Origin of the sequence: Aeromonas sp. R10-2 (assembly GCF_040908445.1) — a bacterium.
Taxonomy (GTDB): domain Bacteria; phylum Pseudomonadota; class Gammaproteobacteria; order Enterobacterales; family Aeromonadaceae; genus Aeromonas; species Aeromonas veronii.
In genome coordinates, this window is record NZ_JBFODS010000017.1 from 32388 (window position 1) to 54744 (window position 22357).

Annotated in this window: 19 protein-coding genes; 12 read left to right on the plus strand and 7 right to left on the minus strand. The window is 60.6% G+C overall.

All coding sequences use genetic code 11. The annotated features are described in order from the left end of the window. Window positions 1–41: 41 nt before the first annotated feature. Window positions 42–1697, plus strand: a complete 1656-nt coding sequence (locus AB5Y97_RS03465; RefSeq protein WP_368157252.1) for a methyl-accepting chemotaxis protein — start codon at window positions 42–44, stop codon at window positions 1695–1697. 71 nt (window positions 1698–1768) lie between these two features. On the opposite strand, the gene AB5Y97_RS03470 is transcribed toward AB5Y97_RS03465, so the two are convergent. Further along, on the minus strand, window positions 1769–3499 hold the full coding sequence (locus tag AB5Y97_RS03470) for a formate--tetrahydrofolate ligase (protein ID WP_201947833.1): 1731 nt from the start codon (window positions 3497–3499) through the stop codon (window positions 1769–1771). Between the two features lie 67 nt (window positions 3500–3566). On the opposite strand from AB5Y97_RS03470, the gene AB5Y97_RS03475 reads away from it, so the two are divergent. Next, window positions 3567–3995 (plus strand): hypothetical protein, encoded by a 429-nt coding sequence (locus tag AB5Y97_RS03475; RefSeq protein WP_201947835.1) that lies wholly within the window; start codon window positions 3567–3569, stop codon window positions 3993–3995. 58 nt (window positions 3996–4053) lie between these two features. Here the strand turns inward: AB5Y97_RS03475 and AB5Y97_RS03480 are convergent, their stop codons facing one another. Continuing rightward, the gene (locus AB5Y97_RS03480; RefSeq protein WP_201947837.1) at window positions 4054–4953 is read right to left on the minus strand and encodes a LysR family transcriptional regulator; all 900 of its coding nucleotides are present in this window, start codon (window positions 4951–4953) and stop codon (window positions 4054–4056) included. Window positions 4954–5062: 109 nt separating this feature from the next. Between AB5Y97_RS03480 and AB5Y97_RS03485 the strand changes: the two genes are divergently transcribed. From AB5Y97_RS03485 to AB5Y97_RS03500, 4 genes are all read left to right on the plus strand, one after another. Next, complete coding sequence (locus tag AB5Y97_RS03485; RefSeq protein WP_005334411.1) at window positions 5063–5623, plus strand: YceI family protein; 561 nt, start codon at window positions 5063–5065, stop codon at window positions 5621–5623. Next, on the plus strand, window positions 5623–6360 hold the full coding sequence (locus AB5Y97_RS03490) for a hypothetical protein (protein WP_216950430.1): 738 nt from the start codon (window positions 5623–5625) through the stop codon (window positions 6358–6360). Before AB5Y97_RS03485 ends, AB5Y97_RS03490 begins: the two co-directional genes overlap by 1 nt. A 182-nt stretch (window positions 6361–6542) precedes the next feature. After that, window positions 6543–7667 (plus strand): adenosylhomocysteinase, encoded by a 1125-nt coding sequence (locus AB5Y97_RS03495; RefSeq protein WP_182963541.1) that lies wholly within the window; start codon window positions 6543–6545, stop codon window positions 7665–7667. A 77-nt stretch (window positions 7668–7744) separates the two neighbouring features. Next, the gene (locus AB5Y97_RS03500) at window positions 7745–8053 is read left to right on the plus strand and encodes a SelT/SelW/SelH family protein (protein ID WP_005344153.1); all 309 of its coding nucleotides are present in this window, start codon (window positions 7745–7747) and stop codon (window positions 8051–8053) included. Between the two features lie 114 nt (window positions 8054–8167). Here the strand turns inward: AB5Y97_RS03500 and AB5Y97_RS03505 are convergent, their stop codons facing one another. Together AB5Y97_RS03505 and pepT are read right to left on the minus strand one after the other, a co-directional pair. Continuing rightward, complete coding sequence (locus tag AB5Y97_RS03505) at window positions 8168–9877, minus strand: lysophospholipid acyltransferase family protein (protein WP_216951722.1); 1710 nt, start codon at window positions 9875–9877, stop codon at window positions 8168–8170. A 213-nt stretch (window positions 9878–10090) separates the two neighbouring features. After that, window positions 10091–11314 carry a peptidase T gene (gene pepT, locus AB5Y97_RS03510; protein WP_216951721.1) on the minus strand — a complete coding sequence of 408 codons (1224 nt, stop codon included), beginning with the start codon at window positions 11312–11314 and terminating at the stop codon, window positions 10091–10093. A gap of 1014 nt (window positions 11315–12328) precedes the next feature. Between pepT and speA the strand changes: the two genes are divergently transcribed. Continuing rightward, the gene (gene speA / locus AB5Y97_RS03515) at window positions 12329–14230 is read left to right on the plus strand and encodes a biosynthetic arginine decarboxylase (protein ID WP_005344160.1); all 1902 of its coding nucleotides are present in this window, start codon (window positions 12329–12331) and stop codon (window positions 14228–14230) included. Between the two features lie 273 nt (window positions 14231–14503). Beyond that, the gene (locus tag AB5Y97_RS03520; RefSeq protein ID WP_005334402.1) at window positions 14504–14692 is read left to right on the plus strand and encodes a hypothetical protein; all 189 of its coding nucleotides are present in this window, start codon (window positions 14504–14506) and stop codon (window positions 14690–14692) included. Window positions 14693–14772: 80 nt separating this feature from the next. Here the strand turns inward: AB5Y97_RS03520 and AB5Y97_RS03525 are convergent, their stop codons facing one another. The 3 genes from AB5Y97_RS03525 to AB5Y97_RS03535 all read right to left on the minus strand — a co-directional run bounded on the left by AB5Y97_RS03525 (window position 14773) and on the right by AB5Y97_RS03535 (window position 18823). Beyond that, entirely contained in the window at window positions 14773–15060 is a 288-nt protein-coding gene (locus AB5Y97_RS03525) for a hypothetical protein (RefSeq protein ID WP_139493905.1), read from the minus strand. A 267-nt stretch (window positions 15061–15327) separates the two neighbouring features. After that, window positions 15328–17334: a methyl-accepting chemotaxis protein gene (locus tag AB5Y97_RS03530; protein WP_201947841.1), complete on the minus strand. Its 2007-nt coding sequence runs from the start codon at window positions 17332–17334 to the stop codon at window positions 15328–15330. 193 nt (window positions 17335–17527) lie between these two features. Further along, complete coding sequence (locus tag AB5Y97_RS03535) at window positions 17528–18823, minus strand: amino acid permease (RefSeq protein WP_201947843.1); 1296 nt, start codon at window positions 18821–18823, stop codon at window positions 17528–17530. Between the two features lie 251 nt (window positions 18824–19074). Here AB5Y97_RS03535 and AB5Y97_RS03540 point away from each other — a divergent pair, with 251 nt between their 5' ends. The 4 genes from AB5Y97_RS03540 (at window position 19075) to AB5Y97_RS03555 (ending at window position 22228) form a co-directional block, all read left to right on the plus strand. Then, window positions 19075–19458 (plus strand): Rid family detoxifying hydrolase, encoded by a 384-nt coding sequence (locus tag AB5Y97_RS03540; protein WP_005344164.1) that lies wholly within the window; start codon window positions 19075–19077, stop codon window positions 19456–19458. A 22-nt stretch (window positions 19459–19480) separates the two neighbouring features. Next, a complete protein-coding gene (locus AB5Y97_RS03545) occupies window positions 19481–20770 on the plus strand; it encodes a serine dehydratase subunit alpha family protein (protein WP_201947845.1) in 1290 nt (429 codons plus the stop codon). Between the two features lie 64 nt (window positions 20771–20834). Beyond that, a complete protein-coding gene (locus tag AB5Y97_RS03550) occupies window positions 20835–21488 on the plus strand; it encodes a transcriptional regulator (protein ID WP_201973251.1) in 654 nt (217 codons plus the stop codon). A gap of 152 nt (window positions 21489–21640) precedes the next feature. Then, window positions 21641–22228: a histidine phosphatase family protein gene (locus AB5Y97_RS03555; protein WP_368157253.1), complete on the plus strand. Its 588-nt coding sequence runs from the start codon at window positions 21641–21643 to the stop codon at window positions 22226–22228. Window positions 22229–22357: the final 129 nt, after the last annotated feature.

A 22357-nucleotide genomic window follows, 5' to 3' on the forward strand; every position in this document is an offset into this window, starting at 1 on the left:
CCGGACGAGTGCTACGAATTTAACGACCACCAGGATATCCCATGAATACCAGTACCATGACCATAGGCAAAAAACTCACCGCCGGCTTTGCCGTGCTCGGTTTGATGGTCGCCTTTATAGGCGGTTTTTCCCTTGTCCAGTTTGGCAACATGAATGATGTTGCCATCCGGTTTACCGACAGCATCTTGCCAGCGGTCAATCGCACCAGCGCGATCGGGGATTCTCTCGGTGAGCTGCGTCGTTATGAGCTGGGTTATTTCGTGGTGGCCGCCGAGCCGCTGAAAAGGGCTGAATATCGGAATATTGCCAGTCAACAGCTTAACTCGATCGCGCAGCAGCTGATTGCCCATGACAAGACGATCTGGCCTGAGGATGTGGCGGAGCGCCGTACCTTCGATACGGTGAAATCTGACTGGGATCGTTACGTCGCCCTGCACCAGCGAGTCAAACAGCTGCAAGACAGCGATCAGCTTGCCGAAGCCCAACGCATCTTCCTTGAGGAGGGGGTTCCCCTTTACACCGCGCTGAGCAAGTCAGTGGCCTCCCTTATCCAGATTAACCATGGTTATGCGTCTGAATCCCGCAGCGATATTGTCGACTCTTATCACTCCGCCAATCTGAGTGTCACCATCGCGCTGGTGCTCGGTTTGATCCTTGTGGTGGTGCTCTCCGTGGTACTGACCCGCCAGATCCGCGACCCGCTGATCATGCTGGCCCGTCAGGCCCAGCGTATTGCCAATGGCGATCTGGGTCAGGGCGAACTGCAGCAGTGGATCCGTGACAGCCGCTTCAACCGTGATGAACTGGGTCAGCTGGGCTCCGCCATCAACCGGATGCAGGGCTCCCTCTCCGATCTGGTGAGTGAGATCGCCGGCTCCGTGAGCCAACTCAGCAGCGCAGTGGAGGAGGTGAGCGCCATCTCCAGCCAGTCTGCCAGCGGCATGGCCATCCAGCAGAACGAAGTATCCCAGGTGGCGACCGCCATGAACGAGATGCAGTCCACCGTCAATGAAGTGGCCCGCAACACCACGGATGCCATGAGCGCCGCCAAGGATGCCTCCCGCACCTCTGCTGCCGGCAGCGAAGTGGTACGCAGCTCCATTGCCAGCATCGAAGAGGTGTCGGTCAAGATTGAACAGGCGGGCACAGTGGTGCAGCAGCTGGAGGCCGATAGCGCCAATATCAGCGTGGTGCTGGATGTGATCCGCGATATCGCCGGTCAGACCAACCTGCTGGCCCTTAACGCTGCCATCGAAGCGGCCCGTGCCGGTGAGCAGGGCCGTGGTTTTGCGGTCGTTGCGGATGAAGTGCGTTCATTGGCCCAGCGTACCCAGGACTCCACCGCCGAGATCAGCAAGATGATCGAGCTGCTGCAGAGCCGCGCCGCCGAGGCGGGCAACGCCATGCAGCTGAGCCGTCACCAGATGCAGGAGAGTGTCGGTCTGGCACGGGATGCCGGTACCAGTATCGAGACCATCAACGGTGCCGTGGTGCGCATCACCGACATGAATACCCTGATCGCCACCGCCACCGAAGAGCAGAATGCGGTGACCGAAGAGCTCAACCGCAGCATCGTCAACATTCACAATGCCGCTGACGAGAATGCCCAGGGCGCTCATCAGATCGCCCAGGCTTGCGTCGAGCTGAGCAAGCTGGCCAACACCCTGCACCATATGACCCAGCGCTTCACCCTCTAAGGGTTGATGCATGGATAACAGAAGGCCCCGCAATTGGCGGGGCCTTGTTGTTTCTGGCGTTGTGGAAGGGCTCAGCTCAGGCCGACTATCTCGCCGTTCTCATCGATATCGATATGGCGATAGGCAGGCAGACTGCCCAGCCCCGGCATGGTCATGATGGGGCCCGCCAACGCATAGACGAAGCCGGCACCGGCGCAGAGCTTCACCTCGTCGATGGGCACCTCGAAATCGGTCGGTACCCCTTTGAGGGCCGGGTCGTGGCTGATGGAGAGCGGCGTCTTGGCCACGCAGATGGGCAAGTGATCCCACCCTTCGGCGGAGAGCTGGGCCAGCTGCTGGCGCGCTCTGTCGGAGAGCTGCACTCCGCGGCCGCCGTAGCCGCACTCCACCAGGGTCGCCAGTTTGGCGTCGAGGCTCGCCTCGTCGGGGTAGAGCAGTTTCACCTTGCCGGGTTGCTCGCAGGCGGCGACCACGGTGCGGGCAAGCTCGCTGGCACCGGCACCACCCTGAGTGAAGGCGTTGGAGATGGCCGCGCCACAGGCACCGGCTTGCTGCGCTTCATGGGCCAGCAGCGCCAGTTCGGCCTCGCTGTCGGTGGGGAAGCGGTTGATGGCGACCACCACCGGCACCCCGTAGCGGCGGGCGTTCCGGATATGCCAGGCGAGGTTGTCGCAGCCCTGCTTGAGGGTCGGCAGATCTTCCCCCTGCAGGCTGGCTGGTAGCGGCTGGCCCGGACGGATATCGAGCAGGCCGCTGTTGGCCTTGAGGCCGCGCACCGTGGCCACCAGCACCACGCAGGCAGGGGTAATACCGGATTGGCGGCTCTTGATGTTGAAGAACTTCTCCAGCCCCATGTCGGAGCCAAAACCCGCCTCGGTCACCACATAGTCGGTCAAACCAAGGGCGATGCGATCGGCGATCACCGAGGAGTTGCCGTGGGCGATATTGGCAAAGGGGCCGGCGTGCACCAGCACCGGCGTCTGCTCGGTGGTCTGCATCAGGGTCGGTTGCAGCGCATCTTTCAGCAGCACCGTCATAGCGCCTGCTACTTCCAACTGTTCGGCGGTAATGGGCTTGTCGTGAATATCGCGGGCCAGCTGGATGCGGCCGATGCGCTGGCGCAGGTCTTTCAGATCGCTTGCCAGCGCCAGAATGGCCATCAGCTCGGAGGCGGCGGTGATGACGAAGCGATCGCTGCGCTCCACACCATCGGCTGCGCCCCCCTGTCCAATCGTGAGGTGGCGCAGGGCGCGGTCATTCATGTCGAGGGTGCGTGGCCAGAGAATGTTGTCAGCATCGATATCGAGCCGCGGCAGGCCGGTTTTGGCGCTGAACTGGTCGCCGAGTTTACGCTCATGGAACAGGCGGGCATCGAGGGCTGCCGCCGCCAGATTGTGGGCCGCTGTCAGGGCGTGAAAATCGCCGGTGAGGTGGAGGTTCATCTCCTCCATCGGCACCACCTGGGCGTGGCCGCCACCGGCTGCGCCCCCCTTGACCCCGAATACCGGCCCGAGGCTCGGTTGGCGGATGGTTGCGATGCTGGGCTGGCCGATATGGTTGAGCCCCATGGAGAGGCCAAGGGTAGTCACCGTCTTCCCTTCACCGAGCGGGGTCGGGGTGATGGCGCTCACCAGTACCAGCTTGCCGCTCTGCTTGGGTTGAGACGTGAGCAGGTCGAGGCTGAGTTTGCCTTTGTAGTGGCCATGAGGGCTGAGCAGGTGCTGGGGGATGGCGAGGCGTTCGGCCAGCGCGTGAATGGAGAGACGGGGGGACTGGCGGGAGATCTCGATATCGCTTAGCATCAGCACCTCGTTGGCATATCGGGGTAAAATATGCGGCGCAGTCTAGTGGAATATAACGGGTAATCCAATGACGAAAACGATTTTATTTGGTGAGGGTGAGGTTCGTCAGAATCCTGTTCTGCTGGATCTCAACGCACTCTATCATCCCCCCAAGCAGCCGATGACGGCGCTGGGGATTGTCAGCGCGCTGGTGCCGTTGTTCGGTTTCGGCTGGCAGGCGATGACCCAGGACCCCGAAACCCAGCTGCGCCACGAGATCCGCAAACGGGTCAACAAGCACAAGACAGACGAGGCAAACCTCATTTTGATCCTGCAGCTGGCCGCCATGTTTGACTGCCCCGAGATTGAAGTGGCGCTCCCCTATGCCCTCAGTGAGCAGCAGTTGTCGGTGATACGCACCCGTTTGCCACGCTGGCAGTTAAGCCTCGAGCAGGAGCGTCTGCTAGCCAAGCTCACCCCTGTTGCCGCATCCACCACCGCATCCGGCCAGCGTTAGGTTTCAAGCCGGACCAGCAGGCCGGACAGTCAGGCCGTATCTTCTGCTCTGGCAATCATCACGGCTTATCCCACTGTTGCGGGGCGAGATAGCGCTCCTGCACGAACTCGATAAAGCAGCGCACCTTGGCCGAGACGAAGCGGCGGTGCGGATAGACCGCATAAAGTCCCACATCTCCCTTGTCCCACTCCGGCAGCAGGCTGACCAGCTGCCCTGACCGCAGGGCCTCCCCCACGATAAAGGTGGGCTGCAATATGATGCCCTGATCATCACAAGCGGCGCGGGTCAGCGCCACCCCGTTGTTGGCCCGCAGCGGCCCCTGTGGCCGGATGCTCTGCTGCTCGCTTCCCCGTTTGAAGTGCCACTCCGGCTGGGTCAGGGTGTAGATCAGACAGTCGTGCTGCTTGAGATCCTCGGGTTTTTCCGGTCTGCCCTTGCGCGCAAGATAGGTGGGGCTGGCGCAAAGCTCGACCCGAATGGTGGCAAGCTGGCGCGCCACCAGCGAGGAGTCGCCGAGGTGGCCGATCCGCAGCGCCAGATCGAACCCCTCTTCCACCAGCGCTACCCGCCGGTCGCTGTACTCGATATCGAGCTTGAGATCGGGAAAGCGCTGGCGAAACAGCGGCAGGGCGGGGGAGAGGTGCAGATAGCCAAAGTCCATCGGCACCGAGAGCTTGAGGGTGCCGTTGGGCTGCTGGTTGTGGTGGGTCAGCTGGCTGTGGGTCTCTTCCAGCTCCGCCAGCAGGGCGAGGGAGCGCTGGTAGTAGAACTGCCCCGCTTCGGTGGGATTGACCTGGCGTGTAGTGCGCGACAGCAGCCGGGTGGCGAGGGACTCCTCCAGCTGCTGCATCAGTTTGGAGGCCATGGCGACCGAGATGCCGAGCTGGTTGGCGGCCTTGGTAAAGCTCTGGCACTCCACCACCTTGATAAAGGTGCGCATGGCGGCGATCTGGTCCATTTTCCATCCTCAGTAAATAATGAATTTAATAAATCACTGATTATTCATCTTCAGAACGAGGTTAGCATTTTAACCACTGATGTGAACCCCAAGATGAAGGAACGAACGGATGAAAATGACCAAGGCTCTGCTGGCCTCCTGCCTGTTTATGGCTACCCCTCTGATGGCGGCGGATTACGATGTGGATGCGGCGCACACCACAGTGCAGTTCAAGGTGGGTCACCTGGGCTTCTCCGAGCTGGTGGGTCGCTTCAACACCTTCAGCGGCACCTTCAGCATGGATGACGCCAACCCGGCGGCCGCCAAGGCGAGCTTTGAAGTGGATGCCGCCAGCGTCGACTCCAATCACGAGGCCCGCGACAAACACCTGCGCAGCCCTGACTTCCTCGACGTGAAACAATATCCCAAGATGACCTTCGTCAGCTCCGCTTACGAGGGCACCAAGGATAAAGGCGTGCTGAAAGGGACCCTGACTCTGCACGGCGTCTCCAAGGAAGTGGCCTTCGATCTGGTCAAAATTGGCGAAGGCAAGGATCCCTGGGGCGGCTACCGCAGCGGTTTCAACGCCTCCACCACCATCAAGCGCAGTGACTTTGGCGTGAGCTACATGCTGCCCGGCATTCCGGACGAGATGAACATCAACCTGTTTGTCGAAGGCGTGCGCAAGTAATGGGCGCGGAACTTCTGCTGCAAACCCTGGCGGCTCCTCTGGGAGCCGCTTTGCTATCGTGGCGCTGGCCGCGACTGGGGTATCTGTGGGGGGCGCTGGCGCTCTGGCTGGTGGGCTCATTGCTCGGCGGTCTCTATGGTATTCCGGCCAAGGCGTGGCAGTGGCTGCCGCTGACCCTGCTGGTCCCCGCCATTGCGGCTCAGGTGAACGATCAGCGCGGTTCGCTGCTGCTCTTTGCGGTGTTCAGTGCGCTGGTGTGGTGGCAGGGATTGGCATCGGTACTGGCGAGCGAACCCGGGATCTGGCTGGCGCTACTGCCCGCCATCCTCTGGTTTGGCTGGAGCACCTTGCGCTGTGATAGCCGCGAGGGGCTCGGGTTTGCCCTCGGCTTTATCTGGCTGGCGTTGGTGATTGGCATCGATGGCAGCCTGCTGATTGCCCAGCTGGCAGGTGCGCTGGCCGCTTTCGCCGGTTTTCGCGCCCTGCTTGCCACCTTTGTTGGCATCAAGGTAGCACCCGCCGGTCTGGCGCTGGCCCTCGCCTTCGTCCAGATGCTGGCCTGGCAATATGTGGAGGTGCCGCTGGTGGTGTTGCTGCCGGTCTGGTTGCTGCCGCTGCTGGAGTGGGCATTACGTGACAAACCCTGGCCAGTGCGTTGGGGGGGGCTGATCCTGCTCGCTGCCGCGGGAACCGGGCTCAGCCTGTGGTGGGTGTGGCCTGCTGCTTCTTTGTACTGATTTTTGCATGAAAAACAGGCAATTACAGTCATTTTTGCATACTCGCTCATACTCTTGGCAGATAATGATTGAGCCCCATATGTGTTTCAGATAAAAAGGATTTTCATTTTATTTGGACACACACAGAACCCGGCCGAGCCGGGTTCTGTTTGCCTGCTTTGCGGCACATAAGGAGGCCACAGTTGCGCAGTCAAGGATCTGAGCATCTGTTTTTTCGCCATTTCACCGGACAGGGACGTATCGATGGTCTCTGCATTCTGCTGGTCACTCACCTGCTTCCCGATCGCCCCCGTTTTATCGACGCTCTCGGTCAGATTGGACGGATTGGCGCCATTTTGCCCAAACCGAAATCGGTACACGGTCCGACCCTGGAGTGGGTATCCCAGCACTATCCGGTGCTGCCCCTCAACCGACGCTGGACTAATGAACCCGACAGCATTATCCAGCAGATTGCGCCGCTGGTGGCCCCCCACGAGCGGTTGCTGATCCTCGATATTGGCGGTTACTTTGCCAAAACCCAGGCGATCTTGAGTGAATACTTCGGCCCCCGTTTCCTCGGGGTGGTGGAGATGACCGAGAACGGCCATCAACGCTATGAGCAGGAGGTGCTGGCGACCCCTGTGGTGTCGGTGGCGCGCAGCCCCCTCAAGCAGGCCGAGGATATCCAGATTGGTTTGAGCGTGGTCTACTCCGCGGAGTCGCTGGCCCGTAACCTCAACCGTACTTTCAACGTCTGCGAAGCCGTGCTGTTTGGCTATGGCAAGGTGGGGCGCAGCATCGCCCGCGACCTGCGCTGTCGCAACCTCCATCTCGGGCTGGTGGAGACCGATGTGCTGCGACAGGTCGAAGCGCTCTCTCACGGTTTTCGTCTGATCACCAAGGCCGAGGCGTTGAGCCGTGCCGAGCTGGTGATCTGCTCTACCGGCAACGGCTCGCTGGACTTGGCGGATCTACAGGCGCTGCGCCCCGGCACCATGGTCGCCTCGGTCACCTCGGCTGACGACGAGTTTGCCTTCTCGCTGGCCCAGTTGCCTTGGCCGAGCGAAGAGGTGTGCCCCCATGTGCTGGCCCTCAACCGGCCGGATGGTACCCAGATCTACCTGCTCAACCGGGGCGAGGCGGTCAACTTCGTCCATGGCGCCGTGATTGGCGAATATGTCTATCTGGTGCTGGCGGAGATCATGGAAGGGATCCGGATGCTGGCGGCAGGCCCTCTTGCACCCGGCCTGTTCGAGCTGCCAGAATCGGCGATGCGTACCATTGCCCGCCATTGGCTGGCCGATTTTCATGGGGTTGATCAGCACTGATTTGACCAAACCGGGATTGGCCATTGGGTGGCGGTACGCCATTTCCCGCCATTGGCCGCTTTTTTATGGAGTCACTCATGACCGAGTCTGAAACCCTGATCAGCAAACCCCGCATCGAAATCCGCTACTGCACCCTCTGTCGCTGGATGCTGCGCGCCGCCTGGCTGGCGCAGGAGCTGCTTTCCACCTTTGACAGCGATCTGGGGGAGGTGGCGCTGGTGCCGGCCAGCAAGGGGGAGTTCCGCATTCTGGTGAACGGGGTGCAGGTGTGGGATCGGGTGGTCGATGACGGCTTCCCCGAGGCCAAGGAGATCAAGCAGCGGGTGCGCGATGTTATCGCCCCTGAGCGGGATCTCGGCCACTCGGATCGCAAGGCTGCCGAGTAACGCCAGATGGGCCGAGCGCCTCGAAAAGGTGCTGAGCATGAGAGCTAAAGGAGAGGGAGGCGATGGCCTCTCTCTCCTTTTTTGCCTTTGGCTGTTTGCCTGGCGCCTGCAGGGCTATGAGCGCGGCTCGGCCAGATGACTGCCGATATAGCGGGCCCGCTTGTGGGGCTTGATGCGGCTCACATCGACCCACACCAGGCCATCGATGCAGTGGTTGAAGTCGGGGTCGATACCAAAGTCCATAAATTGCACCCCGCCCGGCTCGCACAGCTCGGAGTACTGCTTGTAGAGGGTGGGGATGGCGCAGCCCAGATTGTCGAGACGGGCCTTGAGTGCTTTGAGATCGGCGCCGTAATCCACCCCTTCGAACAGAGGCTGCGTCTCGGGGTAGGGACGGCGGGAGGGGGCCAGCGCCAGCTCGGGGGCAAAGTGCTGGCGGTAGAAGCTCACCAGCAGATCCTTGGCCGCCGGCGGCAGGCTGCCGGAGAGCGACACCGGGCCAAACAGGTAGCGGTAGCGGGGATAGCGGGCCAGATAGGCACCGATGCCGAACCAGAGATAATCGAGCCCCCGCTTGCCCCAGTAGGCGGGCTGGATAAAGCTGCGGCCAAGCTCGATAGCCTGCTCCAGCCGGGGCAGCAACTTATCCTCAAAGCCGAACAGGGTGTGGCTGTAGAGGCCATCCTTCCCCTTGCTGGCCAGCAGCTCCGCCACCGGGGCAAAGCGGTAGGCGCCGATAATGTCGAGTCGGGCCGGATCCCAGAGGATCAGGTGGTGATAGTCGTTGTCAAAACCATCGAGATCCCGCCGCTTGCCAGACCCTTCCCCCACTGCGCGAAAGGCGATCTCCCGCAGTCGCCCCAGCTCGCGCAGGATCACCGAGTGGCTCAGTTCGTGGCGGCGGTAGAGGTAGATCCCCTGACCATCCGGGGTGGTGCCGAGCTGTTCGCAGCTTTCGATGGCCTGTTTGAGCTGGCGGCGATCCCCCGGCAGGGCGATGGGGGCCTCGGTCTGCAGCCGTCCCGCCTTGCCACGGCCAATCCGGTAGAGGTGGTTGCGCACCAGCCGCGCCGCCGTCTTGGCGGGCAGCTCCTGAAAACTGCCGAGCGGAATGCGCGCTCCTATGGTCACCGGCAGGGTCTGCCCCTGCTGGCGAAACAGCTGGCGCACCAGCAATAGGGCGGAGGCGGGCTTGTTGAGCCAGGAGGCGAGATAGAACCAGAGGCTGTTGCGCCCTCCCAGATGGATGGGCACCAGCGGGGTGCGGGTGCGCTGGGCCAGCTTGATAAAGCCTGCCTGCCAGGGGCCATCTTTCACCCCCTTGAGGCCAAGCCGCGAGACTTCGCCTGCGGGGAAGATCACCAGTGCCCCTTCATGGGCGAGGTGTTCGTTCATGGCGAGGATGGCCTGTCGATCGGTCTTGCCCTCCATATTGTCCACCGGCAATAGCAAAGGGCGCAGCGGCGCGAGCTGGGCCAGCAGCTGGTTGGCGACGATCTTCACATCGGGGCGGATGCGGCCGAGCAGTTGCAGCAGCGCCAGTCCGTCCAGCGAGCCGATGGGGTGGTTGGCGACTAGAATGACCCGGCCGCTGGCGGGAATATGCTCCAGCTGCGCCTCGCTGACCCGATAGTCGAAATCGAGCTGGGTCAGCGCCTGCTCGACAAAGTCGAGGCCGCGCAGGTGCGGGTAGCGGGCGGCAAAGTCGGCAAAGGCACGTTCGTTGAGCAGCCAGCCCAGCAGCCGCTTTAACAGCGGGGTGAGCAGGGGGTAGCCAAGCAGGCGGGGGAAGTGCTGGGTCAGCAGGGTATCGATAGTGAACATCTGGGGGGCTCCGGCGATCCGTTGCTCCCAGCATGATGTGACACTGTTCCCGCGACATGTCAGCGGGATGACAGTTTGATGGCAGCGGCGGCCAGTTGCTCCTGAGCGACCCTCCCCGGTTTCCCTTTCTTGATGGGTGATGGCCAGATAGCAAGGGGGGAGCCGGTTAACCGGCTCCCCCCCTCGGTGGTCGTGGTAAGGATAGCGACTCGATTAGCCGCGCCAAGCCGCGGTGAGGCGCACCAGCTCCACCAGGGTGGCGACCGATTTCTCCATGGATTGCAGCGGGATGAACTCGTGCTTGCCGTGGAAGTTGTGGCCTCCGGTGAAGAGGTTGGGGCAGGGCAGACCCATAAAGGAGAGACGGGCGCCATCGGTACCGCCGCGAATGGGCTTGATCTTCGGCACCACGTCGGCGGCCTCCATGGCGGCCTTGGCGAGCTCGACGATATGCATGTGCGGCTCGATCTGGCTGCGCATGTTACGGTAGCTGTCGGTCAGGGTCAGCTCGATGCGGGCCTTCGGATACTCGGCCTGCAGGGCGGCCACCCGGTTCTGCATCTCGGCTTTGCGCGCGGCGAAGTGCTCGTCGTCGAAGTCACGGATGATGTAGTGCAGGGTGCTCTCCTCCACGGTGCCGCTCATCTGGGCCAGATGGAAGAAGCCCTCATACCCGTCGGTGCACTCCGGGGTCTCGTCGGCTGGCATGGCGGCGTGGAAGCGGGCGGCCAGGGTTTGGCTGTTGATCATGCTCCCCTTGGCGGTGCCGGGGTGGACGTTATTGCCGATAAAACGAACCGTGGCGCTGGCGGCGTTGAAATTTTCATACTCCAGCTCGCCCAGTTCGCCGCCATCCACGGTATAGGCCCACTTGACCGGGAATCTCTCCAGCGGGAACAGGTTGGCGCCACGGCCAATCTCCTCATCCGGAGTAAAGCCGACCCAAATATCGCCGCGGGGGATCTCGGGGTGGGCCTGCAGGTGGTCGATGGTAGTGAGGATCTCGGCGATGCCCGCCTTGTCGTCGGCACCAAGCAGGGTGGTGCCGTCGGTGGTGATGAGATCCTGACCCAGGTAGTTTTTCAGGAAGCGGTAGTCACGAATGGCGAGCACCTCGTCACCCTTGCCAAGGCAGATGTCGCCGCCCTGATAGTTTTCGATGATTTGCGGTACTACGTGCTCCGCCTCGTAGTCGGCGGTGTCCATGTGGGCAATCAGGCCGATAGCGGGGGCGTCCGGCTGGTTGCCCGGCAGGCAGCCGGTGAGGTAGCCGTGCTCATCCAGGGTGACCCGGGTTAGCCCCAGCGCCTTCATCTCTTCTTGCAGGGCACGGGCAAAGATCAGTTGGCCTTCGCTGCTGGGGCAGGCTGGATTGGTCTCATCGGAGCGGGTATGAAAAGTTACGTAACGCAGAAAACGCTCAAGCAGGGTATCCATTAGTCAGCCTCTAACCGATTGTGAGCGGTCATTGTGGCCAATCCGTGCGGGGCACTCATTGCGTCAGCGCAGGTTTTTCCCATTTTTTGACGCAAGGGAAGAGCGGCGAATGTGCGGCGCGCGGGGCAACGTCCGGGAGGGAGATCGCATAAATGTGGCATTTATTGCGATATTTAGGCGCTGGCGGTGGCAACCAAATTCCCCTCAGCGACCGCACAGCAAGGCGTCAGCCCAATCATGGCGTTTTCACATACTTTTCAAGGGGAAACCGGGCTGTCGCATAACCTGCGCCATCCCAGAGCCCGCCTGCCCGCCAGCAAGATTTGATCGACTTATTAAAAGGGGATTTTGAACACTATTTTTTATTGTCACTGCCCGCGGTAAGTGTGTACACTCCGCGCCGATCCAAGGGCAACCCTGAAGCAGGCAGAGCCGCCAGAAACCCGACCGATCATACGCCTATAGGGCGAGGCACGCAGAAACGACAGACACTGCTGGGGAATGGTTTCTTTAATACCGGTTAGGCTCCGGTATCAGGGAGAACAACAGACTCTCATCCTTCATTTGACCGAGTGGGCCACCGGCTCATCATCTTCCCTTGTCATGGGCGGTCACTGATGGTGAGGTGGGCTGTGGTTGTTGTCGTCTGTCAACACGCATGCGTGCTGGCGCCTTCGCTTCTCTTCCTTGGAACCCTCTCCTTCTGTCGGGATCGCTGCCGAATGATGAACTGACGGCGTGGCTGATGTCGTCTGTCATCAAAGTACCGCGGCGCTACGGCATAGTGGCACCGCATACCGTTGAGCTTGATGTAAAGCCACCAGCCCCACATCAAGACTCGTTACTTCCCCAAGATCCACCAGGCAGCCTCTGGCTTGCCGCGATGTGCAAAGGGTTGGTTTGGGTGGCTGCGTCTCGTGATAGCAGCGCTCGCCGTACTCTGCACTAGATGGTCTGGATGTGATTGAGGGTAACGAAGGCGACTTTGGGTCGCTCATTTGCGAGGCATAGCCCATGACTAACTGGTCCAGCAAGGACTCCTTGAAGGTCTACAACGTTCCCTACTGGGGTGCGGGTTTTTTCAATATCAATGACGCCGGTCATGTGACCGTCGCCCCCGACAAATCACGCCCTGACGCGCATATCGTGCTCTCTGACGCCATCGAACAGTTGCGTCAGTCCGGGCTGACCACCCCCGTGTTGCTGCGCTTCCCTGACATCCTCAAGAGTCGGGTCGATGCGCTGTTCAACGCCTTTGGTCAGGCCATCGAGAAGTCTGGCTATGAAGGGGACTACCTCTGCGTTTACCCGATCAAGGTAAACCAGCAGCGTCGTGTCATCGAGACCATCAGCCAGTCCTACAGCGACAAGCCCCGGCTTGGCCTGGAAGCTGGTTCCAAACCGGAACTGCTTGCCGTGCTGTCCCATCACCATGAGCAAGGCTCGGTGATCGTCTGCAACGGTTACAAAGACCGCGAATATATCCGCCACGCCCTCTTGGGCAACCTGATGGGCCACAAGGTCTACATCGTGGTGGAGAAGCCCTCCGAGCTGGAAATGGTGCTGGACGAGTCAGCTCGTCTCAACATCAAGCCCAACATCGGGGTGCGTGCCAAGCTCGCCTCCACCGGCTCCGGCATGTGGGAATCGAGCGGCGGCTCCATGTCCAAATTTGGTCTCTCCGCCTCCCAGATCCTGGCGCTGATCGAGCGTCTGCGTGGGCTGGGCAAGCTGGATTGCCTGCAACTGCTGCACTTCCATCTGGGTTCCCAGATCGCCAATATCCGCGACATTCAGGGCGGCATCCGCGAGTGCGGCCGTTTCTACGCTGAACTGCGTCGCCTCGGTGCCAACATCGAAGTCGTGGACGTCGGTGGCGGCCTGGGTGTGGACTACGAGGGAACCCGTTCCCAGAGCCACTGCTCCGCCAACTACAGCCTCTCCGAGTACGCCAACAACGTGGTATGGGGCATCGGCGATGTCTGCCGCGAGTTCGATCTGCCGCACCCGACCATCATCAGCGAGTCTGGCCGTGCCCTGACCGCCCACCACGCCGTGCTGGTTACCAATATCATTGGTGCCGAAGGGGTGGAGATGAACGACATCAGTGCGCCGGACGAAGATGCACCGACCATTCTGCAGAACATGTGGAAAGGCTGGCTGGATCTGCGCAGCGAAGATCCCTCCCTGCTGGAGATCTTCCATGACTCGGTGGCAGATCTGGGTGACGTGAATACCCAGTACACCATGGGCCTCTTGAACCTTGAACAGCGTGCCTGGGCCGAGATGCTGCACCAGAACACCTGTCTGGCGCTCAAAGAGATGCTCAACCCGGTCAACCGCAACCACCGTGCGCTGGCTGACGAACTGAGTGAAAAGCTGGCGGACAAGTGCTTTGCCAACTTCTCCCTGTTCCAGTCTCTGCCGGATGCCTGGGGTATCGGTCAGGTATTCCCGGTGATGCCGCTGGCCGGTCTCGATCGTCCGCTTAGCCGTCGCGGTATCCTGATGGATATCACCTGTGACTCCGACGGTCAGGTCGAGCACTATGTCGACGGTCTGGGGGTCGAGAGCACCCTGCCAATGCCGGTCTACGGCGAGAACGAAGAGTGCCACGTCGGCTTCTTCCTGGTCGGTGCCTATCAGGAGATCCTCGGCGATCTGCACAACCTGTTCGGTGACACCCACTGCGCGGAAGTGTGGCTGGACGAAGAGGGCAAGATGGACATTCGCAACGTGGTGCGTGGCGACACCGTCGACCAGCTGCTGCGTTACGTCAACATCGACCCGTCCGTGATCCGCGAAAACTACCAGCGGATCGCCGCTCACCCGGCGCTGGACGATGCCACTCGCAAAGCCCTGCTCGACGAGCTGGAGCTGGGCCTGCAAGGCTACGCCTATCTGGAAGACGAATAAGCCTTTTGGCTTGCCCCTCGTTTTGGCGGGGAGATGAAAAAACGGCGCCTGCGGGCGCCGTTTTTGTTACCGGGGGCCATCCGGCGATATGACGGGGCACTTGGCCCATCTTCATTCGGATAACCGATGCGGGCTCAAGGCATCCGCAGGCCACAGATCTGGCAGATATCTGTCCCTTTCAGCTGTTTCCCTTGATCTGCATCAAGCGTGAACCTCGGTGGTTATTTTACGGTCAGGAGTGATGTTGATGGAATGTAACAAAAGGATGTGCATATGGAACTGAAAAGGGACCCGAGATGCTATACCGACGTCTGTATCGACGGTAAGTGGTATCACTACGATCACTGCAGCACCAACGTCTATATGCTGATGGGAGGCGCCGCGCCGAGCCTTCAGCTGGCCTATGAGCCGAGCAGCGAAGAGGAGCTGATCGAGATGCTCCAGCAGCTGGGGCGCTTCTGACTTACCGAATTGATATCTTGCCATATGGCCATCGGGCGCGTTGCCACGATGGCCACCACTCTTCACCGCTGTACCTTATCTCAGCGGGTTTTATTACCCAATAACCCCTTGCCAATCTCCAGCATGGCGACGGCTGCGGCATAGGTGCTATCGGACTTGCCTATCTCATCCGCCACGTAGAGAAAATTGGATTGGTACTTCTCGACGGCCTCCCGTGGGCTGGTCGTGTCAATAAAGTCCTCCTCCACCTCGAATCCTTGGGTCAGCAGTGCCGCCTTTTCACTCAGAAAAGTCGGAGATGCCATGTCGATAAAGGTGTATTGCTGCCGATTGGACGCCGGAATGGTAAAAAACTGGTATCTGGCCATAGGTAAATCCTCGCTTGAAGCGGGTGATAAATGACGTGACGCTGGTTTTAATCTGTGGCTCGCAGGCGGCTTGCTTGCCTCGACATCGCAGACAGTGCGTGCCGAGGATACCGCATTTCATTTTCGTTTGAGACTACTTTGTTGGCATCTGCCCGGCAAGTGGGCCGCAGAGATTTTCTGGATGATCCGTGCAACTGAGACGTTGTAGGCCGGGGCGAGACCGGGATAATGCCGGGCTCACATTGAGCCCGGCTTGTCAGCGCTCTGTTACAGCACGAAGCTCTGTACCATGGCGCGCAGCTGTTCGGTGAGCTGGTGGATCTGGCGGGCGGCATCGCGGGCGGCGTTGGCTACTTGCAACGCCTCGTCGCTGCCATCGGAGATGCGCACCACGTTGCGTTCGATCTCGTTGACCACGGCGCCCTGCTGCTCGATGGCGCTGGCGATGATGGCGTTGGTATCGACCATTCGATCCACCTTCTCGGTAATGGCGCCGAAAGCCTGTTTTGCCTCCTGCGCCAGCCCGACCCCCTCCTGCGCTTCATGGCTGGCCGCCGACATGGCGGTGACCGAGGCGCGGGCACCGGATTGCAGCTGTTCAATCATCTGCTGGATCTCGACGGTAGCCCCCTGGGTGCGGTTGGCAAGAGACCGCACCTCGTCGGCCACCACCGCAAAGCCGCGACCCTGCTCACCGGCCCGGGCCGCTTCGATGGCGGCGTTGAGGGCGAGCAGGTTGGTCTGTTCGGCGATGCCGCGGATCACGCTGATGACGCCGCCAATCTGGCTGCACTGTTGTTCCAGCTGGCCTATGGTGCCGGCGGTGCACAGCACCTCGCGGTTGATATGGTCGATGGCCTTGATGGTGCGCTCCACCACATCCTCGCCCTGACCGACCACGTTCTGCGCCTCCTGGGTCATGCGGGCGGCTTGCAGGGCGTTGCCCGCCATGTCTTGTGAGGTGGCGGCCAGCTCCTTGATGGCGGTAGCGACCTGATGGGTCTCCCCTTGTTGATCGGCAATGACCTCCTGCGAGCGGCAGGTGCGCGCTTCGATCTCGGTAGCGCTCTCCACTACTGTGACGCCATTTTCCCGCACTCGCAGCATCAGGGTGCGCAGGGTCTCCAGGGTCACGTTGTAATCCCGGCTGATGGCGGCCAGCTCGTCCTGACCAACGATCTCGATATGCTGGCTGAGATCCTGGGCGTTGACCCGGGCGGCGATATCACGCACCCGCCCCACGGTTTCGCGCAGGGAGAGATAGGCACCGATCATCAGGTAGAGGTAGAGCAGCAAGCTGGCGGTCAGCGGCGCGGTGACCCACCAGAAGTGGCGTTGGTTGGCGGCCAGCCGCTGATGCAGGTCGGCCTCCAGCCGCTGGCGTACCTGGCCTGCCAGTGCGGTGATGGCCTCGTCCATCTTATCCCCCAGTGCCTGCACCTCCTTGGTGGAGAGCTGCACCAGCTGATCCTTCATCATCTTGTTTTCCATGGTCTCGACCCCCTGACGCACCAGCTGTATCAGAGCATCGGTCTGCTGACCCAGCTCGGCGCGGTAGGCCGGTTCAATCTGGTAGAGCAGGGTCAGATCGGCCTCCAGCTCTTGCAGAGTGGCGCTGATCAGGTCGAGACGAAAACGCAGGCCGCTGTAGCCCTCGGCCTGAAACAGGCCGAAATCGGCGATGGTGGCGGCGCGATCCCGCACCTGGGCCAGCAGGTCGCGCAGTTGCGGCAACCGCTCGCTGGCGAGGATCACCATGTAGTAGGTACCGAGCGCCGGATCCTGGATCAGGCTGCTACTGGCGGTAATGTGCTTGTAGAGGTGGCGCACCTCAGTCAGCAGCTTGTCGTGGCGCAGGTTGCTCTGCTCCACTTCCAGCTTGCCTGCTTCACTCTGCAGGGCGGCCCAGCCCTGCTGGATCACCTCAAAGGAGGGGTTGTTCTGGCGGGTGTCGGCAAAGGCTTGCAGGCTCTGATCAACGGCTTGTGCGGCTGCCTTGAGCTGATCATCACCGACCGGATCCACCTCATGGGCGTGACGGGTCACCAGATTGCGATGGGTGATCAGGGCCTGCTCGATAGCGGGCACGGGGGCGAGATTGACCACTCCCGCCAGCTCGCGGTTCGCCTGCGCGTTGTCATCCTGCAGCCGCCCTAGCAGATTGGTCATGCTGTAGGCCAGTGGCAGCAGCATCAGGCAGGACCAGAGCAGGAATTTGTATTTGAAGGAGAGCTGATTGCCCAGCCGGATGGCGGGGTTGAAAATCCATTTCATGTTAAGCCTCGATACCTGAGTGCGGGCGTGATTCGTGTTGCCTGAATAGTACTCCGAGCGGCCTCCCTTGGGTGATGGCCGGTTGCAAGTTGTGATCCCCTTGGCTTTTTACTACCGGGCGGGGGCGCCGTCAGCCGAGCCAATAGAAAACGGGCCACCCGAAGGTGACCCGCGGTCGATAAGGGGACACCGATCAGTTGAACGCCAAGAAGGGCGAGACGCAGAGCAGCAGGCCGGTGACGATGATGATGTAGAGGGAGGTGCCCTTGTACTTGTGCAGCGCCGGTACCTGATAGACCAGATAGGCCGGGATGAGGCAACCCACCATGCCGAAGATGGGGCTGCAGATGGAGGTGAAGCTCAGTACCGGTGCATTGAGCACGATGGCACCCCAGGAGAGCATGACGGTAAACACCATGATCCCTTTGCCTACCAATCCTTTGTTGATGCGGTTTTCCGGCAGCACCCGGCGCAGCAGGTTCATCGCCAGACCCTGACAGGCTTCACGGAAACCGAGGTAAACGCCGAAGTAGGCGGTCATTACCGCAAAGATGTTGAGGGTGAGGCTCAGGAGCTTGAGGGTCTGGCCGGGCATCCCCTGGGCTACCATCGCCAGCGCGGAGATATTCTCTTCAGAGGCTTTGACCGCCTGATCGTGGCCCATGGCCAGAGTGAAGGAGACCGCGTAGAAGAACACCACCACGAACAGGATGCCGAAGGCGATATTCATGGCGCGCATCGCCTTGAAGCGGGCCACTTCCAGCGACTTTTCCCGCGAGCGGTAGGAGATCACCATGGGGCTCAGGCTCTGGATAAAGAGGATGGAGGTGAGGGTAAAGGGCAGCATGATGATGGCATCCTTCATCCAGTCACCGACAGCGGGCATGGCGGTGATGTTGGCCGCATCCCACTTGTCCACCATCATCAGGCCGAGCACGGCCACCACGCTGATCTTGGTCAGCACCATAAAGGTGGAGATCTTGAACAGCAGGTTTTCGCCGCGCGAGGCCAGTGCCACCAGACCGCAGATCAGCACCAGACCGTAGAGCGGGTTTTCGGAGAGCAGGCCGTCGGTGACACCGAAGCTCTGCAGGAAGGAGGCGCTGTCATTGGTGATGGCGGTGGAGTAGACGAAGACCCAGATCACCAGCATCACGAAGTAGAGCGCGCCGAGCAGCACACCCCAGTTCTTGCCAAGGTAGCCGGTGATGACGCTGGGGTAATCCTTGCACTCCGGCGAAGTGGCCAGGGTGTTGATAAAGAGGCGCTGGAACATGTACATGGCGGGGTAGCCGATCACCGCCGAGAGCAGAAAGACCCACAAGCCCATCAGACCCACCTGTACCGGCAGGAAGACGATCCCTGCGCCGATGGCCATGCCGATGCTCATGATGATCCAGCCCCAGTCGGTGCTGTCGAAGCGAACCGCTTCTTTCCATTCCAGCGTGCCCATCACGGGGCTGGCGAGTGTAGTGCTATGCGCGTCCATTAAAACCTTCTTTTTTGTAGGGATGTGGGAAAGCGGCGCAAATATAGTTGAATGAAACTGTCATAAACAATGCCCATAAGAGTACTTTTGTTCAAATCAGGATGGTGATCACGGTTTATATTGAGGCCGAAAGGTGCCTTTAAACGCCATTTTTGTATCTTTTTGTTGAACGGATAAAATAAAAAGCAAATAATGTTGAACGGAATGAGATTCATGATTGCAAAAAAAATTGCACAAAAAGGAGTGGCTATATGAAACGCATCATCACAGCAGCAGCGGCACCTGACGCTATCGGTCCCTACAGCCACGGCACTGCCTATGGCGACCTTATCTTTACCTCCGGTCAGTTGCCGGTCTGCAAGCAGCAGGGTGGTGTGGTGGAAGGGGGGATTGCCGCCCAGACCCGCCAGTCACTGGAAAACCTGAAATCCGTGCTGGAAGCCGCTGGCGGCTCGCTGGATACCGTGCTCAAAACTACCTGCTACCTCGCCGAGATCAGCGATTTTGCCGCGTTCAACGAGGTCTATAAAGCCTATTTCCAGAAAGATTGTCCGGCGCGCAGCTGCTTCGCAGTGAAGGATCTGCCGATGGGCGTCAAGGTTGAAGTGGAAGCGATCGCCCATATCGCTCGTTAATGCTGATAAAAAGGTTCAAGTGATGAAACAAGCGTGGCAGCAGTATCTGCAGATTATTCAACAGGTTGTCAAACCAGCGCTGGGTTGTACCGAGCCAATCGCCGCCGCCTATGCCGCGGCTGTCGCCACCCGGCAACTGGGCTGTGAGCCCGGTCGCCTCGAGGTTGCGGTGTCGGACAATCTCTATAAAAACTCGATGGGTGTTTATGTGCCGGGCACCGGCAAGATCGGTCTGGCCATTGCGGCCGCGGCCGGTGCCATCGGTGGCAACGCCGATGCCGGGCTGGAGGTGCTGGCCGCGATCCAGCCAGCACAGGTGGAGCGTGCCCAGCAGCTGATCGATGCCGGCAAGGTGCAGGTGAGCCGCACCGCCGCCCCCGAGTTTATCTTCTGCCGCGTGACCGTTTATGGCAGTGATGACAAGGGTGAAGAGCACAGCGCCGAAGTGACCCTGTGCGGCGGTCATACCCGCATCGTCGAGCAGCGCCTCGATGGCGAGGTGACCTTCACCGCCGATCAGAGCCAGGGCGGCGCCACCGGTTCCATCTGCGATGGCGTCGATATCAGCATCGCCGCCATCTACGAGTTCGCCACCCAGGTGGAGTTCGAGCAGATCAGGTTCATCCTCAAAGCCTCCGAGCTTAACGGCAAGCTCTCCGCCGAGGGGATGAACAACCCCTATGGCCTGGAGATTGGCCGCACCATGCAGCAGAACATCAATGCCGGTCTTATCGGCGAGGATGTGATGAACCGTATCGTGATGATGACGGCGGCTGCCTCCGATGCCCGCATGGGGGGCGCGACCCTGCCAGCCATGAGCAACTTTGGCAGCGGCAACCAGGGCATTGCCGCCACCATTCCGGTGATGGTGATTGCCGAGCGCTTTGCGGCCAGCGAAGAGCAGCTGGCTCGCGCCCTCATCATGAGCCATCTGGGCGCCATCTATATCAAGTCCCACTATCCGCCGCTGTCGGCCTTCTGTGGCAATACCGTGACCAGCGCGGCCGCCTCCATGGCCATGGTTTATTTGGCGGGCGGCAGCTTCGAGCAATCCTGCTTCGCCATCCAGAACGTACTGAGCGACAGTGCCGGTATGGTATGTGACGGGGCGAAAGCCTCCTGCGCCATGAAGGTGAGTACATCCTCCGGCGCGGCGGTGCGCGGCTTCCTGATGGCCCTCAACAGCCACTCGGTGTCGGGGCAGGGGATCGTCGCAGGTGACGTGGATCAGACCATCCGCAACGTCGGCCAGATGGTGAAGGAGGGCATGTCTGCCACAGACAGCACCATTATTGATATCATGTCCGCCTGATGTCCCTGTCGGTTGCTGCCCGGCGCCCATTGTCCGGCAGCAACCCTTGCAAGAAGGTCCCATTGTGAAGCTGCAAGAGTTGAGTCCGAGCGATTTTGAGATCCTCAAGTCGATGGAGAACATTGTGGACGGCATCGCCGCCATGTATGGTCAGCACACTGAAGTGCTGCTCCACAGTCTGGATGCGCGCAATCCCTCGATCGTCAAGATTGCCAACGGCCATATCACCGGCCGCAGTGTCGGCGCCCCCATCACCAACCTGGCGATGATGAAGCTCAAGAGCGGGCAGGATATCTCCAGCCCCTACATGACCAAGTGTGCCACCGGCAAGACCCTGCGCTCCATCACGACCGTGATCCGCAACGGGGAGCACAGGGCCATCGGGTTGCTCTGTATCAACAGCGACATGGATGCCCCGTTGCAATCCGTGCTGCGCACCATGATGCCGGAGTGCATGCATCTCCACGAGAGCCATGCCACCCCGGAGGTGTTCGCCCGCAACATCGACGAAGCGCTCAACAGCACCATCGACACCGTCAGTGCCGAGGTGCGTGGCAACGAGGCTGTGCCCCCGTCCCAGAAGACCCGGGTCATCGTCAACCAGCTGCACGACATGGGGATCTTCGAGTTAAAAGACAGTGCCCAGATTGCGGCGCGTCAGCTCGGGATCTCGGTCCACTCTATCTACCGCTATCTGCGGGAGATCAAGAAGGGCTGAGCCGGTTTAATCTGGCCTAATTGGCAGCAAACGGGTCAGCTCTGACCCGTTTTTACGCCTGCGTTTACACGTCTGTTTGGGCCATCCACCGGGCTCATCTGCTATCATCGTCCCCCTTATTTTTCTATCTCTCTGAACGTGCTGGAGAAATCATGTCTCGACTCATCTATCTGCTGCGCCACGGCCAGACCCGCTTCAATGCCGAGCAGCGTCTGCAGGGGCGTTGCAACTCCGATCTGACCGACAAGGGGGAGGCACAAGCCATCGCCATGGGGCGGCGCCTTGCCGCCGAACTGGCGGATCCCGCCCGCTGGACCGTCTATGCCAGCCCGCTCGGGCGTGCCCGTCAGACTGCGCTGCTGGTGTGCGAGCAGTTGGGGCTGGCGGCGGATCGCATCGTCTGGGACGATCGATTGATGGAGCTGGGCATGGGGGAGTGGGAGAGCTGCCAGATACCGGCGCTGCGCCTTGCCCACCCCGAGCTCGATACCGGCAAAGGGGACTGGTATCTGCAGGCACCGGGGGCCGAGAGCTTCGAGAGCATTCAGCGCCGGGCACACCAGTGGTTGCAGGATCCTGCCATCGCCGAGCGGGCCATCGTTATCTCCCACGGCCTGCTTGGTGCCATGTTGCGCGGCGTCTATGCCGATCTCGACTATGAGGCGATCTGGTCACAGGAGTTGCCGCAAGATGCCTTCTATAAGCTGCAGGATGGCCACATCACCCGCATTGCCTGCTAGCTGCCGTGAGGTGGCACCATGGCATGGACCATGATTGCCACCTTCGGATGCCCATTTTTGCCGCAGTTCAACACATCAGAGCACCTTATCGCGGCAAGATGAGGTATCTTATGCCCCGATTTCATCCAT

What these genes read in the sequence shown, in the direction of transcription:
- AB5Y97_RS03465 (WP_368157252.1), top strand. Translation starts at nt 42, where the DNA reads ATGAATACCAGTACCATGACCATAGGCAAAAAACTCACCGCCGGCTTT.
- AB5Y97_RS03470 (WP_201947833.1), bottom strand. Translation starts at nt 3,499, where the DNA reads ATGCTAAGCGATATCGAGATCTCCCGCCAGTCCCCCCGTCTCTCCATT.
- AB5Y97_RS03475 (WP_201947835.1), top strand. Translation starts at nt 3,567, where the DNA reads ATGACGAAAACGATTTTATTTGGTGAGGGTGAGGTTCGTCAGAATCCT.
- AB5Y97_RS03480 (WP_201947837.1), bottom strand. Translation starts at nt 4,953, where the DNA reads ATGGACCAGATCGCCGCCATGCGCACCTTTATCAAGGTGGTGGAGTGC.
- AB5Y97_RS03485 (WP_005334411.1), top strand. Translation starts at nt 5,063, where the DNA reads ATGAAAATGACCAAGGCTCTGCTGGCCTCCTGCCTGTTTATGGCTACC.
- AB5Y97_RS03490 (WP_216950430.1), top strand. Translation starts at nt 5,623, where the DNA reads ATGGGCGCGGAACTTCTGCTGCAAACCCTGGCGGCTCCTCTGGGAGCC.
- AB5Y97_RS03500 (WP_005344153.1), top strand. Translation starts at nt 7,745, where the DNA reads ATGACCGAGTCTGAAACCCTGATCAGCAAACCCCGCATCGAAATCCGC.
- AB5Y97_RS03505 (WP_216951722.1), bottom strand. Translation starts at nt 9,877, where the DNA reads ATGTTCACTATCGATACCCTGCTGACCCAGCACTTCCCCCGCCTGCTT.
- pepT (WP_216951721.1), bottom strand. Translation starts at nt 11,314, where the DNA reads ATGGATACCCTGCTTGAGCGTTTTCTGCGTTACGTAACTTTTCATACC.
- speA (WP_005344160.1), top strand. Translation starts at nt 12,329, where the DNA reads ATGACTAACTGGTCCAGCAAGGACTCCTTGAAGGTCTACAACGTTCCC.
- AB5Y97_RS03520 (WP_005334402.1), top strand. Translation starts at nt 14,504, where the DNA reads ATGGAACTGAAAAGGGACCCGAGATGCTATACCGACGTCTGTATCGAC.
- AB5Y97_RS03525 (WP_139493905.1), bottom strand. Translation starts at nt 15,060, where the DNA reads ATGGCCAGATACCAGTTTTTTACCATTCCGGCGTCCAATCGGCAGCAA.
- AB5Y97_RS03530 (WP_201947841.1), bottom strand. Translation starts at nt 17,334, where the DNA reads ATGAAATGGATTTTCAACCCCGCCATCCGGCTGGGCAATCAGCTCTCC.
- AB5Y97_RS03535 (WP_201947843.1), bottom strand. Translation starts at nt 18,823, where the DNA reads ATGGACGCGCATAGCACTACACTCGCCAGCCCCGTGATGGGCACGCTG.
- AB5Y97_RS03540 (WP_005344164.1), top strand. Translation starts at nt 19,075, where the DNA reads ATGAAACGCATCATCACAGCAGCAGCGGCACCTGACGCTATCGGTCCC.
- AB5Y97_RS03545 (WP_201947845.1), top strand. Translation starts at nt 19,481, where the DNA reads ATGAAACAAGCGTGGCAGCAGTATCTGCAGATTATTCAACAGGTTGTC.
- AB5Y97_RS03555 (WP_368157253.1), top strand. Translation starts at nt 21,641, where the DNA reads ATGTCTCGACTCATCTATCTGCTGCGCCACGGCCAGACCCGCTTCAAT.